The organism is Mucispirillum schaedleri ASF457, from assembly GCF_000487995.2.
Lineage (GTDB): Bacteria > Chrysiogenota > Deferribacteres > Deferribacterales > Mucispirillaceae > Mucispirillum > Mucispirillum schaedleri.
The window spans coordinates 1,597,023-1,612,898 of the sequence record NZ_CP097562.1; the positions used below are offsets into that span (position 1 = coordinate 1,597,023).

The 15,876-nt window shown below is 33.2% G+C and carries 15 protein-coding genes; 12 read left to right on the forward strand and 3 right to left on the reverse strand.

The genetic code is table 11. The features are described 5' to 3' along the window. The first annotated feature begins 26 nt into the window (after positions 1–26). The 3 genes from N508_RS07550 to ppk1 are packed head-to-tail and all read left to right on the forward strand — an operon-like array spanning position 27 to position 5,105. The gene (locus N508_RS07550; RefSeq protein WP_023275815.1) at positions 27–1,553 is read left to right on the forward strand and encodes a Ppx/GppA phosphatase family protein; all 1,527 of its coding nucleotides are present in this window, start codon (positions 27–29) and stop codon (positions 1,551–1,553) included. 1 nt (position 1,554) lies between these two features. Beyond that, on the forward strand, positions 1,555–3,069 hold the full coding sequence (locus N508_RS07555) for a Ppx/GppA phosphatase family protein (RefSeq protein ID WP_023275816.1): 1,515 nt from the start codon (positions 1,555–1,557) through the stop codon (positions 3,067–3,069). A 14-nt stretch (positions 3,070–3,083) separates the two neighbouring features. Then, positions 3,084–5,105 carry a polyphosphate kinase 1 gene (ppk1, locus tag N508_RS07560; protein ID WP_023275817.1) on the forward strand — a complete coding sequence of 674 codons (2,022 nt, stop codon included), beginning with the start codon at positions 3,084–3,086 and terminating at the stop codon, positions 5,103–5,105. A gap of 2 nt (positions 5,106–5,107) precedes the next feature. Here the strand turns inward: ppk1 and N508_RS07565 are convergent, their stop codons facing one another. The 3 genes from N508_RS07565 to mdh all read right to left on the reverse strand — a co-directional run bounded on the left by N508_RS07565 (position 5,108) and on the right by mdh (position 7,464). Further along, complete coding sequence (locus tag N508_RS07565; RefSeq protein ID WP_023275818.1) at positions 5,108–5,518, reverse strand: SoxR reducing system RseC family protein; 411 nt, start codon at positions 5,516–5,518, stop codon at positions 5,108–5,110. Then, complete coding sequence (locus N508_RS07570) at positions 5,505–5,720, reverse strand: ferrous iron transport protein A (RefSeq protein WP_023275819.1); 216 nt, start codon at positions 5,718–5,720, stop codon at positions 5,505–5,507. The genes N508_RS07565 and N508_RS07570 overlap by 14 nt, the downstream gene beginning before the upstream one ends. A gap of 769 nt (positions 5,721–6,489) precedes the next feature. Beyond that, a complete protein-coding gene (gene mdh / locus N508_RS07575) occupies positions 6,490–7,464 on the reverse strand; it encodes a malate dehydrogenase (RefSeq protein ID WP_023275820.1) in 975 nt (324 codons plus the stop codon). Positions 7,465–7,755: 291 nt separating this feature from the next. Here mdh and N508_RS07580 point away from each other — a divergent pair, with 291 nt between their 5' ends. The 9 genes from N508_RS07580 to N508_RS07620 all read left to right on the forward strand — a co-directional run bounded on the left by N508_RS07580 (position 7,756) and on the right by N508_RS07620 (position 15,859). Further along, entirely contained in the window at positions 7,756–8,622 is an 867-nt protein-coding gene (locus tag N508_RS07580) for a fumarate hydratase (protein WP_023275821.1), read from the forward strand. Beyond that, the gene (locus N508_RS07585; RefSeq protein WP_023275822.1) at positions 8,615–9,196 is read left to right on the forward strand and encodes a FumA C-terminus/TtdB family hydratase beta subunit; all 582 of its coding nucleotides are present in this window, start codon (positions 8,615–8,617) and stop codon (positions 9,194–9,196) included. The genes N508_RS07580 and N508_RS07585 overlap by 8 nt, the downstream gene beginning before the upstream one ends. 64 nt (positions 9,197–9,260) lie before the next feature. Then, positions 9,261–9,944: a DNA alkylation repair protein gene (locus N508_RS07590; RefSeq protein WP_023275823.1), complete on the forward strand. Its 684-nt coding sequence runs from the start codon at positions 9,261–9,263 to the stop codon at positions 9,942–9,944. 343 nt (positions 9,945–10,287) lie between these two features. Further along, entirely contained in the window at positions 10,288–11,187 is a 900-nt protein-coding gene (gene rarD, locus N508_RS07595; protein ID WP_023275824.1) for an EamA family transporter RarD, read from the forward strand. 180 nt (positions 11,188–11,367) lie between these two features. After that, positions 11,368–12,954 (forward strand): flagellar biosynthesis protein FlhF, encoded by a 1,587-nt coding sequence (locus N508_RS07600; protein WP_023275825.1) that lies wholly within the window; start codon positions 11,368–11,370, stop codon positions 12,952–12,954. Beyond that, entirely contained in the window at positions 12,951–13,796 is an 846-nt protein-coding gene (locus N508_RS07605; RefSeq protein ID WP_023275826.1) for a MinD/ParA family protein, read from the forward strand. The genes N508_RS07600 and N508_RS07605 overlap by 4 nt, the downstream gene beginning before the upstream one ends. Next, positions 13,793–13,999 carry a hypothetical protein gene (locus N508_RS07610; protein WP_023275827.1) on the forward strand — a complete coding sequence of 69 codons (207 nt, stop codon included), beginning with the start codon at positions 13,793–13,795 and terminating at the stop codon, positions 13,997–13,999. Before N508_RS07605 ends, N508_RS07610 begins: the two co-directional genes overlap by 4 nt. 14 nt (positions 14,000–14,013) lie before the next feature. Further along, a complete protein-coding gene (locus tag N508_RS07615) occupies positions 14,014–14,727 on the forward strand; it encodes a sigma-70 family RNA polymerase sigma factor (protein WP_023275828.1) in 714 nt (237 codons plus the stop codon). Continuing rightward, entirely contained in the window at positions 14,720–15,859 is a 1,140-nt protein-coding gene (locus tag N508_RS07620) for a protein-glutamate methylesterase/protein-glutamine glutaminase (protein WP_023275829.1), read from the forward strand. The genes N508_RS07615 and N508_RS07620 overlap by 8 nt, the downstream gene beginning before the upstream one ends. The last annotated feature ends 17 nt before the right edge of the window (positions 15,860–15,876 follow it).

Genomic DNA, 15,876 nt, shown 5'->3' on the forward strand with positions numbered 1-15,876 from the left:
GAATAACAAATTATAAGGGGGTGGATATGGAACATATACAAAAGACTATTGCTGTTATAGATATAGGCAGTAACTCTATCAGGCTGCAGGTTGCCCGTGTAATAGACAAGACTTATAAAGTAATAAATGATTATAAAGCCACTGTCCGCATAGGAGACAATGTATATAAAACTGGTAAATTTTCAAATGAAGCCATAGATACTCTTTTGCAGGTGCTTACAAACATTAAAACTATGATGGATAGTGATAATGTGGAAGTGTGCCGAGCTGTTGCAACTGCATCTTTCCGTGAAGCATCTAATGGGCAGGAAGTTGCAGATTTTATAAAATCTAAAACTGGTATAGATATAGAAATTATTTCAGGTATAGAAGAAGCCCGTCTTATGTATCTTGCTGTATCATATTATTTTCAAATAAATGACTGCAATGTTTTGCTTGTGGATATGGGCGGCGGCAGCACTGAATTCAGCTATGCAGAAAACAGCAGCCTTATTTTTTCAGAAAGCACCCCCCTTGGCTGTTCTAAATTAAGTTATGAATATTTGCAGGGTGACCCGCCAAATGATGAGCAGCTAAAAAATCTGCGTGCTTATCTAAAGGATGTGTTTGATGAAAAACTGCCAAAAAAAGGTGTTACAAAGCTAATATGTTCTGGCGGCACAATAAACAATATTTCAGCCATATATAACAAGCGTCAAAATCTTTCAGATGCTTCTGTTAAGTTTGTAGATACTGTTTTTGCAAAACATTTTTTAAACGAGATAGCAGGCAAGAAGATAGAAGAACGGCTTAAAATCTCTGGAGTAGAGCCAACTCGTGCAGATATTATATTAAGTGCCACTCTGCTTGTAAATATGCTTTTAAAACGGTATAATTTAGAAGGGTTTTACACTCTTTCTGGGGGTTTGCGTGCAGGACTTACAATAGATGTAATGAATAAAATGGGTATAGAGCTTATTTTTCAGGGCGGCAATACTGATGTAACTTATGCAAGGCTTGTAGAAACTGGTAAAAAGTATTATTTTGATGATGCTCATGCAGAGCAGGTTACAAGGCTTGCAAAAATACTTTTTGAAAAACTGCAGAAAATTTTAGATTTAAAAGATGAAGATTACAGGCTTTTAGAAGCTGCTTCAATGCTTCATGATATAGGGCAGCATATATCATATTCAAAGCACCATAAACATTCATATTATCTTATCACAAATACAGAGCTTCCCGGTTTTTCAGACAGTGAGATAGCCATAATAGCTAATATTGCAAGGTATCACAGAAGGTCTGTGCCAAAACTAAGCCATGAAAATTATTTAAAACTATCTAATAATGCACGACATAAAGTTTCTAAACTTGCTTCTATTTTAAGGCTGGCTGACGGGCTTGACAGGACTCACTCTCAGGCAGTAAAAGATATAAATGTAGATATAAAGGATGAAAAAATAATAATATCATTAGAAATAGATAAAAACAGCAATATAGAAATGGAAAAAGCAGGTTTTGATAAAAAGAAAGATTTGCTTGAAAAAATAACAGACAGGACTGTGGAGCTGATATAGTATGAAAACATATCTTTACGGCATAATAAATATTGGTGCCAGTGCATTTCGTATGGCAGTATCAGAAGTAGGAAAAGGATATATTAAAGAAATTGATTATCTTTTAAAGCCTTTGCGGCTTGGGGTAGATACATTTTCTCAAGGATATATTTCATTAGAGCATGTAAAATATGCTGCCACAATACTTCGCGGTTTTAAATGCAAGCTGGATGAATATGGCATAAAGCATTACAAGGCAGTATGCACAAGCGGTGTGCGGGAAGCAGGCAATAAAGATTTCTTTATAGATTATGTTAAGATACATGCAGGCATAGATATTATAATATTAGAGCCGTCAGAAGAAGTTTACATTAAATATTTAGCAGCAAAATTATCTGTTGCAGGTTTTGATAATATGGAAAAAGAAGGGGTAGTATTTGCAAATATTGCAAGTGGAAATATTACTCTTTCAGTTACAAAAGGTGATAATATTCTTTATTCTGGTGCTCTTCCTTACGGCAGTTTAAGGCTTAGGCAGATGTTTAGGCATATAAGCCCTTTAAAAAGGCACAAAGCTTTTGACCAGTATGCAGAGAATATGGTAGCAACAGTTGCAGGCATTATTAATAAAAAGGTGAAAGTAAAAAATCTTGTAGGCAGTGGCAGCTCTATCAATATGATGCTTAGGATATTCAAGCCGAAAGATAAATTTATTTTAAGGGAAGATTTAGAAAAGCTGTATAATAAAATAAGAGTTTATACTAAGCAGGAATTAGTTGATGAGCTTGCATTAAGAGATGACGAAGCAGAAGTCCTTGTGCCTACATTATGTATATATATTCATCTTTTAAAATATACAGGGGCTGACAGGTTTCATTTTTCTCCTGTTGATTTTCCTACTACTCTTACTCAGTTTTATACAGGAAGTCTTAAAGACCGCTGCTATCACAAAAGAATAAAAAATACTACACTTGCTCTTGGAGAAAGGTTTAATATAAATACAATGCATGCAAGGCGGACAGCCAAATTTGCTAAAAAACTTTTTATGGAGTTTGATGATTTACATTCACTTGATAAATCCAGATATGATATTTTAGAGATGGCATCATTTTTATATCAGGTAGGTGAATATATTGATGCTAAGCAGACAGCATATAATTCATATTATATTATTAAATCTATCAGCATACCGGGAATAAGTTCTCGTGATATATTTTTAACAGCATGTGTTGTTTATAATATGAACAGTATATTATCACAGGATGAAAGTATAGAAGGCAACTATCTTTCCCCAGAAGAAAAACTTATGATAAATAAACTTTCGTGTATTTTGCGTATGGCAGTATCGTTTGATGCAAGTAAAACTGGGTTAATAGAAGATATAGATATAGTGCAGAATGATAATATGATTATAATAAATGCAAAAGCGGTAAAAGAGCCTTTTGTAGAGCTTTTTACATTTGAAAAAGTAAAATATACATTTGTAGAAACTTTTGGTATACAGGTAGATATAAGAACGAAAATGATATATGATTAGTGGAAGTGGTATGTATGGATACAAATAAAAAAGAATACTATATAGGCAGAGAATTAAGCTGGCTTGCATTTAATGAAAGAGTGCTTTCAGAAGCTCAGGATATTCATAATCCTTTGATGGAAAAGTTAAAGTTTACTGCAATATTTGCATCAAATATGGATGAATTTTTTATGGTGCGTGTTGCAGGTCTTATTGAACAGATTAGTGCAGGTTATAAAAAAACAGATATAGCAGGCTACACTCCAGAAGAACAGCTTGTGGCAGTATCAAAAGAAACAAGACGGTTGATAGAAAAACAGCAGTCAATATTCAGAGAGCTTGTATCTGAGCTTGAAAAATATAATGTATATTTTAATCCAGTATTAAATAATGAATATGATGAAGATACTGAAAATATTTTTATTGATGCAGTAATGAGTGTTGTAAGCCCTGTAACACTTGACCCAGCACATCCATTTCCATTTATCTATAACAAGCGTATGAGTCTTATTGCAGCACTTGAAAAGCAGGGCAGGGAATATTTTTCGCTTATTATGCTGCCGGAAAATATAAGAAGATATTTTGCAGTTCATAAAGGAAATAAAAAGATAATCTGGACAGTAGAAGAAATTATTAAAAAACATATCCAGAAGCTTTTCCGCGGTTATAATGTTAAGACAGTGAATGTTTTCAGAGTAACAAGAAATACAGATATTGAAATGCGGTCAGAAGAAATGGCAGATATTATATTATCTATGAAAGATTTTCTTTCCCGCAGGGTAAAAGGTGCTGTTACAAGAGTTGAGATAGAAGCAGATACACCAGCATATATTGTGGAATTTCTGCAAAAAATGGTAAACTTTAAGGATATGGATACCCAGTATATACAGGGTGTTATAGATTTAACATTTTTATTCAGCCTTTCATCTATCATGCCAAATATGCAGTTTCCAGTGCATAAAAGTTTTTCAGTATCAGATTTGCCAGAAAATAGTGAAATATTTAACAGAATAAAAGAAAAGGATATATTTTTCTTTCGTCCTTATTATTCATTTTCTACAGTATCAAAACTTATTGCGGCAGCGGCAGAAGATAATGATGTGCTTGCAATTAAAATGACACTGTATAGAACAAATAGAGATTCTTCTATATTAGCCTCACTTGTAAAGGCTGCAAAAAGCGGCAAACAGGTAAGTGTAGTGGTGGAATTAAAAGCAAGGTTTGATGAAGAGAGAAATATTGACTGGGCTAAAAATTTAGAAGATGCCGGCTGTATAGTAACATATGGTATAGCAGGGCTTAAAATTCATGCAAAATGCCTTTTGATTGTCCGCAGGGAGTATGAAAGTATTAAGCGGTATACTCATATTGCAACTGGTAACTATAATGAAAATACTGCCGCACTTTATACTGATGTGGATTTAATTACATCAGATGACAGCATAGGCAGAGATGCGGCACAGCTTTTTAATTATTTAATGGCTTATACAGAAGAACAGCAGTGGAAAGCATTAAGTGTTGCTCCATTTAATTTAAGGGAAAACCTGTATAAATTGTTTGATAATGAAATAAAACAGGCAAAAGAAGGCAGAAAAGCACATATAGTTATGAAAATGAACTCTTTAATAGATAAAGATATGATAGATAAAATGTATGAAGCATCAAATGCAGGTGTCCGTATAGATTTAATTGTTCGCGGAATATGCGGTTTAAAGGCAGGCTGTAAAGGTTTCAGCAGTAATATAAAAGTGAGAAGCATCATTGGCAGGCTTTTAGAACATTCCAGAATATTTTATTTTGAAAATGCAGGAAACCCAAGGTATTTTATAGCCTCAGCCGATATGATGCCAAGAAATTTAAACAGGCGTGTAGAGCTTATGGCAGAAATAAATGATGAAGATTTTAAAAATGCCTTAGGTAAGTTTTTAGATATAACATTAAAAGATAATATGAAAGCATGGCAGCTTACAGGTGATACTTTTATAAAAATTAAAAAAACTGATGATGAAGAGGCAGTTAATTCTCAGGAATATTTTATGAATAACAGGCTTATTTAATACTAATTGATTATTCTAACAGGGCTTTTATTAATATTTTTTGATATATATTTTAAAATAAGCCATGATATTACTAATGATAAAACAGCAGAAAAGGCAGTTAATGTGTCTTTATGGAAAACTGTATCAATAATGGCAGATACAGCAAACATTATTATAAGCGGCAGACCAAAAAGCAGCATTGATATTTTCAGCATATATTTTTCATCTATTATCAAAGAAACAGTATCGCCAGTATTATATTTCTTTTCAGTATAAAGTGTTATTTTTTTAGAAGCTGTAGACATTATACATGATGAAGTGCAGCTTTCACAGCCTGCATCAATCAGAAGTGTAACATTATTTTTATTATCACAGGAATATACTTTTGCAGAGATAACTTTCTGGCAGTTTTGTGAATTATTTTTCAACATTTATCATATCAGCCATATTGTCACTAATTGCTATTTTTCCTGAACCTATCACACATATTTTATAAGGCGAGCTTTGCAGAAGTTTTATTTTACTGCCCGGAATAAACCCAAGAGCAGAGATGCGGAGAGTATCACTATGGTTATCACAGCTTAAAGATGATATTATATATGTATTATTTGCAACAGCATCGCTTAATTTCATTTAATTTCCCACTTCATTATATATTATGATAATCAATATCAACTAATAATATAGTCTAACACTAAATATAAAAAAGTCAACAGGGAAATAAAGTATCTGGAATTATCCAAAAATTTTATATTATAAGTTATTTTAAGCCTGATTTTTTAAAAGTGAAAAATCTAAATGATTTATATTGCAGTAGTGAATAATATATTTAAATTATCTATATTTTTAGATACTTCGCTTAAAAATCAAGCTCAGTAAGACATGGCAGCAGGCTCATGACGAGCCGTCTTTAGTGAGCGATAGACGAACTTGTTTCGGCAGAGCGTGATTTAAAAAATTCAGGGATGAATTTTTTAATATAAATTTATTAGTTCATTTTGAGGTTGATTTTAAAGGTGAAAAATCTAAATTATATATATTGCAGTAATGTATAATATGTTTAAAATATCTACCATTTTTAGATACTTCGCTTAAAAATCAAGCTCAGTAAGACATGGCAGCAGGCTCATGACGAGCCGTCTTTAGTGAGCGATAGACGAACTTGTTTCGGCAGAGCATGATTTAAAAAATTCAGGGATGAATTTTTTAATATAAATTTATTAGTTCATTTTGAGCCTGATTTTAAAGGCGAAAAATCTAAGTTACATATATTGCAGTAATGTATGATATATTTAAAATATCTGTTTTTTATCTACTTCGCCTTTCTGTATCAGTATGGTCTGAATAACAAAGTAATAGTTAGGACATATAATATAGGGCTGCTTAAAGCAGCCCAGTTATTTTATAAAAGGTTTAATTTTTTCATATCTTCTATTAATGTTTTAACAGCATTAACAGAGTTATCAAAAAGAGCCTGTTCTTCATCATTTAAAGTCAATTCAATAATTTTTTCTACACCTTTTCCACCAAGAACTGCAGGAACACCTACATAGTATCCATTAACGCCATATTCGCCGTCAAGGTATGCACAAACTGCTAAAACTCTTTTTTGGTCTTTAATAATAGCTTCTGCCATTTCAATAGCTGAAGCAGCAGGGGAATAGAAAGCAGAGCCTGTTTTTAATAATGCAACAACTTCGCCGCCTGCTTTTGCTGTTCTTTCAACTATTTTATCCATAACTTCTTTAGCTTTTTCTTTGCTGCCGTATTTGCGTTCAAAAAGTTCAAGAGCAGGGATACCAGCAACATTTGCATATCTGATAAGTGGAACCATAGTATCGCCGTGGCCGCCTAAAACTAATGCACTTACATCTTTAACAGAAATACCTAATTCCCATGCAATAAAAGAAGCAAAACGAGAAGAATCAAGAACACCAGCCTGCCCTAAAACTCTATTTGCAGGAAAACCTGTAACTTGACGCATAAGAGTAACCATTGCATCAAGTGGGTTTGAAATAATAATAACATAAGCATCTGGTGCATGTTTTTTAATATTTTCACCAACAGTTTTAATAATGCCTGAGTTTATGCCTAAAAGGTCGTCACGGCTCATACCAGGTTTTCTTGGCACACCTGATGTAACAATAACAACACCTGCACCTTCAATATCTTTATAATCATTTGTACCAGTAACAGAAACATCAAAATGGTCAGTTTTAGAAGCCTCAGAAATATCTAATGTTTTACCTTGTGGTAAGTTTTCAACGATGTCAAGCATAACAACATCGCCAAGCTCCCTTTTAGCAATAATTTGAGCCATTACTCCGCCGATTTGTCCACCGCCAATAAGAGCGATTTTAGGTCTTTTAAATTCCATAGAATAAGCCTCCTTTTAGACTTTTAATATAATGCAATTTTATTTTAGAAATATTTTCTGATTGCAACTACTATATTAATCCAACTTATCAAAATAGTCTAATAAAAAATTAAAAAAAGTAAAAATATTTTTTTTATATTAAAGAACCTGTTGATAATACATTTAAAATATATATTTATCAAGCCTTGCAAAAACATATATTTTAAGTATAAATAATGAAAGATACTTGAATAAATAATAAATTAGTGTTATAATTAGAAGAATAAAGCAATAAATTATAGAGAGGGATATATGGAGCTGAAAACACAGATTTTAGAAATGATTCGCTTGTCGTCAACAAATCTTTCTGCAGATGTAGAAAAAGCAATAATTGATGCTGCTGCAAAAGAAGATGAGGGCAGCCCTGCAAAAAATGCTTTGAATACTATTGTTGAAAATATAAAGCTTGCAAGGCAGCAGTCTACACCAATATGTCAGGATACTGGTGCATTAATATTTTATGTAGACTATAAAGCTGGTGGAGAAGAAAAAGTATATATTGATGCAATTGGAGAAGCTGTGAAAGTTGCTACTGCAAAACAATATCTTCGTCCAAATGCTGTGGACCCTGTTACAGGAAAAAATAGTGGTAATAATACTGGGACAAATGCTCCATATATCCACTTTCATCAGTGGGATAAAGACTATACCCGCATACGCTTTATGCAGAAAGGCGGCGGCTGCGAAAACTGCGGCACACAATACAGACTTCCAGACATTACTCTTGGAGCAGGCAGAGATTTAAAAGGTGTAAGAAAGTGCATTATTGATGCAATTTATAATGCACAAGGTCAAGGCTGTGCACCTGGTATTATTGGTGTTGGTATAGGCGGAGATAGAGCATTATCACATATTCTTGCAAAAGAGCAGCTTTTTAGAAAAATGGGTGAAAGGAATATTGACCCTGAAATTGCAGCATTAGAAGAAAATGTATTAAAAGATATAAATAAATTAGGCATAGGTCCTATGGGTTTTGGCGGTAAAACTACAGCACTTGAAGTGTTTATTGGCTATCAGCACCGTCATCCTGCTACATTCTATGTTTCTATTGCTTATATGTGCTGGGCAAACAGAAGAAAAATGATGACTATTAAAGACGGCGAGGTGACTTATGCTTAAAATTACTACACCAATATCAGAAGAAACTATAAAATCATTCAAAGTAGGTGATTCTGTATTACTTTCAGGCAGAATAGTTACAGCAAGAGATGCTGCTCATAAATTAATGGTGGAAGAAAGACCTGATTTTATAAGAGAATATCTAAAAGATGCAGTAATTTATCACTGTGGTCCAGTTGTTAAGCAGGATGCAAAAGGCGAATGGTCTTTTGTATCAGCAGGTCCAACAACTTCATCTAGGGAAGAGCCATACCAAAGCACTGTTATAGGCGAATATGGAGTTCGTGCAGTAATAGGAAAAGGTGGTATGGGTCCTAAAACTCTTGCAGGTTTGAAAGAGCATGGTGCAGTATATCTGCATGCAATAGGTGGTTCAGGCTCTTTAACAGCTTCAAGAGTTAAAAAAGTGGAAAAAGTTTTCATGATGGAAGAATTTGGCACACCTGAGGCTTTTTGGGTGGTTGATGTGGAAGATTTTCCGGTAATTGTTACAATGGATGCTCATGGCAACAGTCTTCATGCAAAAATATTAGAAGAAAGCGGCAAAGTTTATAAAGAGCTGCTTGGCAAATAAAACAGCTAAAATTAAGCGGTATAAGTTAAGATTATACCGCTTATATTTTTTTGTGGTTATTTTTATGAATTTAGATGAAATAAAATTAAAAATGCAGCAGGCTCAAGACAGGGCTAATGCTGAACATTTTGCAAAAACATCACCTGATGTGAAAAATATAACAGGTGTCCGCATACCTTATATGAGAAAGCTGGCAAAAGAAATAGCAAAAGGCGATACAAAATATTTTCTTGATAATTATAATATAGAAACCCATGAAGAATTTCTGCTTAAAGGCATTGTAATATTGTCTTCTAAATTTTCACTGGAAGAAAAATTTGCTTATCTTGAAAAATATGTTCCTGAAATATATGACTGGTCAGGTTGTGATGTTTTAGTATCAACACTGAAATGTAAGGATGATGAGTTACATTTAGTCTATGATTTTATAATGAAATACAGATATTCTAAAAATGAATATGAAACAAGGTTTATGATAGTTATGCTTTTTAATTTTTTAAGGGAAGACTATCTGGATAAAATCAAAGAAATACTTGAAACAGAAAATTTTGACAAATATTATACTCAAATGGCTGCAGCATGGCTTATATCTGTTATGTTTATAAAATACAGAGATTATACATTATCATATCTTAATAATAACAGTCTTGATGATTTTACATATAACAAGGCACTTCAAAAAATTAGAGAATCAAACAGGGCATCAAAAGAAGATAAAGAGCTTGTAAAGAAAATGAAGCGAAAATAAATATATTTCTTTTAAAAAAATGAATAAAAATGCTTGCTAAATAAAATAAAAAGTTAGATACTGTTATAGTTTACAGTTTCTAAAATTTAAGTTGTAATCATTGTGGATACCTGCTTATGTCTGCTGCATTTTAATAATCTAGATACTTCGCCTAGATGGTTCAGTAGGACATAAAGCAGTATTTATTTTTTAAAACACCTTGTATAATTGTCTATTCTAAGCAGAAGCAAAGAATTTGTATGATAAGTTACAATTAAAATTGCGAATTTTTTTAGAAACTGTAAAAAGTTATCATAATATTTCTACTCTGATATTATTAAGTTTTAAACAGGTTTTTGCTTTTATGGATAAGAAAACATTTGCATTTATTACTGCTTTTTTCTCTTTTTTAATCTGGGGTGTATTAGTCATATACTGGCACCAGCTTTCAAGTGTAAATCCTTTAGAGGTTGTAGCACACCGTGCTGTATGGAGCTTAGTTTTAACTGCTGTTTTAGTGCTTGTAACTAAAAAAGCTGGGGAAGCTGCTGCCATTTTGAAAAATCCTAAAAATATACTTCCATTAATATTATCAAGCATATTAATTGCAGGCAACTGGGGTCTTTTTATATGGGCAGTTGCTCATGACAGAATTTTAGAAAGCAGTATGGGTAACTATATTACTCCACTTTTTAATGTGGCAGCATCAGCCATTATATTTAAAGCTGCATTAAACAAGTATCAAAAATTATCTGTTTTTTTAGCATTATCAGGTGTTATTTATATGATTGCAGTGTATGGGCAGGTGCCATATATTGCTCTATTTTATGCAATTACTTTCTGCACATACGGCATTATTAAAAAACTTGTGCCGGCTAGTGCATTAACAGGACTTTTTATAGAAACATTAATTATATCAGTGCCTTCTGCAATATATGTCTTATATCTTATTTCAACAGGCGAAAGTGCAGTTTTAAAGGGAGATTATTTTATTACTTTTATGCTTGTATGCGGTGGAGTGGTAACTACACTTCCGCTGCTTGGTTTTTCATACAGTGCAAAAGTGCTGCATTTAAGCACACTTGGTATTTTGCAGTATATTACACCAACAATAGTCTTTTTGCTGGGAGTATTTGTGTATAATGAGTATTTTAGTGCAAATATGCTGCTTACATTTGTCTTAATATGGGCAGGGCTTATAATTTATTCCGCAGATGGTTTAATACAGCTTAAAAAATCAAAAAAGAATATATACAGAGACTAATTAGTATAAAGAAACTTTCATTTTTATATACTTATAATAAATATGCAAGTGATTTACATAAAAGAAATTTTGTGAAAATCATTTCTAGTTGTTGCATTTCTTAATTTATTAATCTATACTATATACTGAAATATTGTATAAAAGGGGCGGCAGCATCCTAAAAAGGAGTTTTATCTTTATATGAAGATAAAAAAATATGAAGTATCAGATATGAAAGAAGCACTGCGTATGATAAAAGAGGATTTAGGTCCTGATGCTGTTATTTTATCTACACGCAAAGTGATGAAAAGCAATAATTTTGGACTTTTTGCCCGCCCTGTTTTAGAGGTTACAGCAGCAGTAGAATATGACGGTATTGCTCTTAGCAGGCAGAAACAGTCTGCTCAAGGCGGTGGATATGGATATGAAAGCTATCCATCTGCTTATACATCTAAAACAGCTAAAAAACAGTCAGTTAAACGCCCAGTATATGCAGAAACTCAGCAGCATGCAGCAAAGCCTGTGAAAAAACAGTCAGCACCAAGTATATCTTATGGACCTTATATTAATCAGAAGTATCAAAACACTTATGATATGAATGATGATTATCTGGCGGAAGCTATGGCAGAAGCTGGTATTATAGATGATGAGCCTTTTTATGCACCGCCTGTTAGAAAAAGGCAGCAGATAGAAGATGATGAAATACCTGCAGCATATATGCCAAGGCATGAAGAAGAATATATTGAGCCTGCACCTAAAAAACATACAAAGTATCATAAGTATGAAGAAAATGACAAGCAGGATGTAAAAAAACAGCAGGAGCAGGCTAAAACTCAGGCAGAATTAAATGCAGAAAGAATGGCTGCTGTAATAAAGGCAGTAGGGCTTGATAAATTTACTGATTTGCTTGAAGATATAGGCGATATAAAAAAACAGCTTGCTAATATGCAGAGCAATATAGCCGATAACATAGTTATAGATTTACCTGCAAAATTAAAAGATTATCATGCACTGTTTATTAAAAATGGTGTAGATGATATAATTTCTTACAGGTTATTAAAAGATATTGAAGCAAGAATTGAGGGAAAAGAGGCAACATCTGCTCAGATAAAAAGCATAGCAGTAGATAAACTTGCAGAGCTTATACCTGTTGAGAAAAACTATTATGATGTTATGATTAATAAAATAGTGGCTCTTGCAGGTCCAACAGGTGTTGGCAAAACTACAACTATTGCAAAAATTGCAGCTACTATGACATTAAAATACGGCAAAAAAGTATGCCTTATTACAGTTGATAATTTTAGAATAGGTGCTGTTGAGCAGTTGAAAACTTATGCTGAAATAGTTAATCTTCCCCTTTATGTTGCCACAAGTCCTGAAGAGCTTTTGCGTGTTGTTGCAAAAGTGAAAGATAAATATGACAGTGTATTAATAGATTCTATGGGGCGTGGTCAGTTTGATACAGGTCAGATAACAGGCATTAGAGATTTTTTAAAAATAGATTCCCGCATAACTACGACATTAGTGCTTTCTATGGCATCAAACCATATAGAGCTTTATGATACATTTGAAAGATATGAGGTTTTAGAGCCAGATTATCTTATTTTTACAAAGCTGGACGAAACGAAATATTTTGGACCGCTTATAAACATTCCTGTAAAAAAGAAGCTGCCGCTTTTGCTTGTTACAACAGGTCAGAATGTGCCTGATGATATGGAAATACCAGATGGCAGGAAAATTGCTAAGAGAATGTTACAGGAAATACCTACTTTATGGAGCGACAAATGACAGATCAGGCATTTACTTTGAGAAGAAGAGCATGGGAAGCTAACAGAAACAGCCATTATATTTCCGTATCCAGTGGAAAAGGCGGTGTTGGTAAAACTAACTTTACAGTTAACTTTGCATGCCAGCTGGCAAATCTTGGCAAGAAAGTTCTTGTATTTGATGCAGACTTAGGTCTTGCTAATGTGGATATTATGTTATCTTTATCAGTTACAGCTACAATAAAAAAATATTTAGAAGGCAGAGCAACTATTGATGATATTTTAAAAAAGAATATTTACGGTTTTGATGTTTTTCCAGCATCAAGCGGTTTTATGGAACTTGCTCATTTATCAGATGAAGATTTTGATAAAATATTTAATATTTTTATTACTCTTGATGACAGATATGATTTTATAATATTTGATACTGGTGCGGGTATTTCTGATGCTGTTGTCAGGTTCAGCTCAATTTCAGATACAATAATTGTTGTAACTCAGCCTGAGCCTACTGCTATAACTGATGCTTATGCTTTTATGAAAGTTATTAAGCAGACTTATGATATTAAACTTGTTAATGTTGTTTTTAACAGGGTAGATGATATACAAAATTCAGACAATGTTTTTGCAAGCCTTAAAAATGTTGCATCTAAATTTTTAAGTATGGATTTGCGTCTTTTAGGTCATCTTCGTGATGATAAAAATGTTCGTAAAGCTATCAGGGCTCAAAAACCTGTAAGTATATTAGACCCAAAAACAGCATTCTCAAAAGATATACAGGACTGTGCCAGACGCTTTATAGGAGCACCTGTAGAAAAACAAAAAAGTGCCAATGTTTATGATTTATTTAAAGGAGTATTTAAATGATTACATCTCTTAAATATTATCCTATATTAATCGCATCTGTTGTTATGATGGCATCGTTTTTATTTAAAATACTTTTAGTGCCAGACTTGAAAGTAACATATTTTGCAAGAGATATTGTTTTATTTTTTATAGTTTATTATGTGGTAAAAGTATTAACAAACAGTCTTACAAGAATACTTAAAAACTATTGGAAAATCCTTTAATTCAGGAGCAGTAGGTGGAAAAGTTTAGTGAAGAAGAAAAGCAGAATATTGTAGCGGAATTTCTGCCTAAGATAAAGTCATGGACAATCAGACTTAAAGGGACACTGCCAGACAGTGTTGAAGTTGATGACCTTTTTTCTGCTGCTTCTATTGGTTTAATAGAAGCAATGGATAGATTTGACAAAAGCCGCAATATTAGTTTCAGCACTTTTGCAGAAAGACGAATAAAAGGTGCTATATTAGATTCTTTACGCAATCTGGATTTTCTGCCTAGAAATGTTAGAACAAGATTAAAAGCCCTTGATGCAGCTGTTAATGAGCTGGCAGGAAAACTTGGAAGAAAACCAACAGTTCAGGAAATAATAGATAACACTGAATACAGTGAAGAAGACATTTATCGTCTTATGGGTTTACAAGAAAATGAAAAAATGTTATCATTAGATGAAACTGTTGGTGACGGAGACGATACAAGCCTTGTAGATTTCGTAAGAAGCACTGGACTAACGCCAGAAGATGAAGTTATGAAAACTAATCTTATAGAAAGAATGGCAGAAGAAATAGATAAACTTTCTGAAAAAGAGCGTCAGGTAGTCACTCTTTATTATTATGAAGAGCTTACAATGAAAGAGGTTGCAGAAGTTTTAAATATTACAGAATCAAGAGTATCACAAATTCATACATCAGCTACACAGAAGTTAAAAAGGAGGCTAAAAGATATTTATGAATAAAATAAAAGTCTTAATTGTAGATGATTCTATTTTTATGAGAAAGGCACTAGAGTCTTTACTTTCAGGTGAACCAGATATTGAAATAGTAGGGCTTGCTAAAAATGGTAAAGAAGGTGTTGAAATGGCAGAGCAGTTTCACCCAGATGTTATTACCATGGATATAGAGATGCCTACAATGGATGGTATTACAGCCTTAGAAATGATTATGAAAAAAAATCCGACACCTGTGATTATGGTAAGCTCGCTTACAAAAGAAGGGGCAGATGCTACATTAAAAGCATTAGATTTAGGTGCTGTTGATTTTATGACAAAAGATTCTCAGTCATTTGGCGGAGCAGATATTGAGAAAGGCTTAAAAGATAAAATTAGAAAATTTGCAAGAAATAAAGGGGTTTTAAGGCTTTTCTCTCATTCAAGCTCTTCCCAGTCTCATCAAACTCCGTCATATAAATTATCAGGGACACTTGCATCTCATACTCCAAATGTTCAAACACCATTTGCTCATACTGCTCAAAGTGGCAATACTGATGGCTCAAAAAGAGTTGTTGTAAATAAAACAGGTATAAAAAGAATTGTAGCACTTGGCACATCAACTGGCGGTCCACAGTCGCTGCAAAGAGTTATTCCATTACTTCCTGCTGATTTAGGAGTGCCTGTTGTTGTTACTCAGCACATGCCGCCAAACTTTACACAGTCTCTTGCTTCAAGACTTAATACTTTATCTAAAGTAGAAGTAGTAGAGGCTCAAGGAAAAGAAAAATTAGAGCCAAATGTGGTATATATTGCAAAAGGTGGATACCATTTAAAATTTAAAAAAGTTGGACCATCTGTTTATACAGAGCTTTCAACAGAGCCTAGCAATGTATTTAACATTCCCGGAGTTGATGTAATGGTTGATTCTATTGCAGAATTATACGGCAAAGAGTGTTTAGGTGTTATTATGACAGGTATGGGAAGCGACGGCTGCAAAGGTTTAACTAATCTTAAAAGAATGGGTGGCACAATTATTGCACAAGATGAACCAACATGTATTGTGTATGGTATGCCAAGAGCAGTTGTTGAAGCTGGTATTGCAGATGAAATTGTTCCGCTTGATGAAATAGCTGCAAGAATTTCCTACCATGTTAAATAAATTTATTAATCAAGCTG

Coding starts and splice junctions, on each gene's coding strand:
- N508_RS07620 (WP_023275829.1), top strand. CDS start 14,720: ATGAATAAAATAAAAGTCTTAATTGTAGATGATTCTATTTTTATGAGA.
- rarD (WP_023275824.1), top strand. CDS start 10,288: ATGGATAAGAAAACATTTGCATTTATTACTGCTTTTTTCTCTTTTTTA.
- N508_RS07550 (WP_023275815.1), top strand. CDS start 27: ATGGAACATATACAAAAGACTATTGCTGTTATAGATATAGGCAGTAAC.
- ppk1 (WP_023275817.1), top strand. CDS start 3,084: ATGGATACAAATAAAAAAGAATACTATATAGGCAGAGAATTAAGCTGG.
- N508_RS07600 (WP_023275825.1), top strand. CDS start 11,368: ATGAAGATAAAAAAATATGAAGTATCAGATATGAAAGAAGCACTGCGT.
- N508_RS07610 (WP_023275827.1), top strand. CDS start 13,793: ATGATTACATCTCTTAAATATTATCCTATATTAATCGCATCTGTTGTT.
- mdh (WP_023275820.1), bottom strand. CDS start 7,464: ATGGAATTTAAAAGACCTAAAATCGCTCTTATTGGCGGTGGACAAATC.
- N508_RS07590 (WP_023275823.1), top strand. CDS start 9,261: ATGAATTTAGATGAAATAAAATTAAAAATGCAGCAGGCTCAAGACAGG.
- N508_RS07585 (WP_023275822.1), top strand. CDS start 8,615: ATGCTTAAAATTACTACACCAATATCAGAAGAAACTATAAAATCATTC.
- N508_RS07555 (WP_023275816.1), top strand. CDS start 1,555: ATGAAAACATATCTTTACGGCATAATAAATATTGGTGCCAGTGCATTT.
- N508_RS07580 (WP_023275821.1), top strand. CDS start 7,756: ATGGAGCTGAAAACACAGATTTTAGAAATGATTCGCTTGTCGTCAACA.
- N508_RS07565 (WP_023275818.1), bottom strand. CDS start 5,518: ATGTTGAAAAATAATTCACAAAACTGCCAGAAAGTTATCTCTGCAAAA.
- N508_RS07605 (WP_023275826.1), top strand. CDS start 12,951: ATGACAGATCAGGCATTTACTTTGAGAAGAAGAGCATGGGAAGCTAAC.
- N508_RS07570 (WP_023275819.1), bottom strand. CDS start 5,720: ATGAAATTAAGCGATGCTGTTGCAAATAATACATATATAATATCATCT.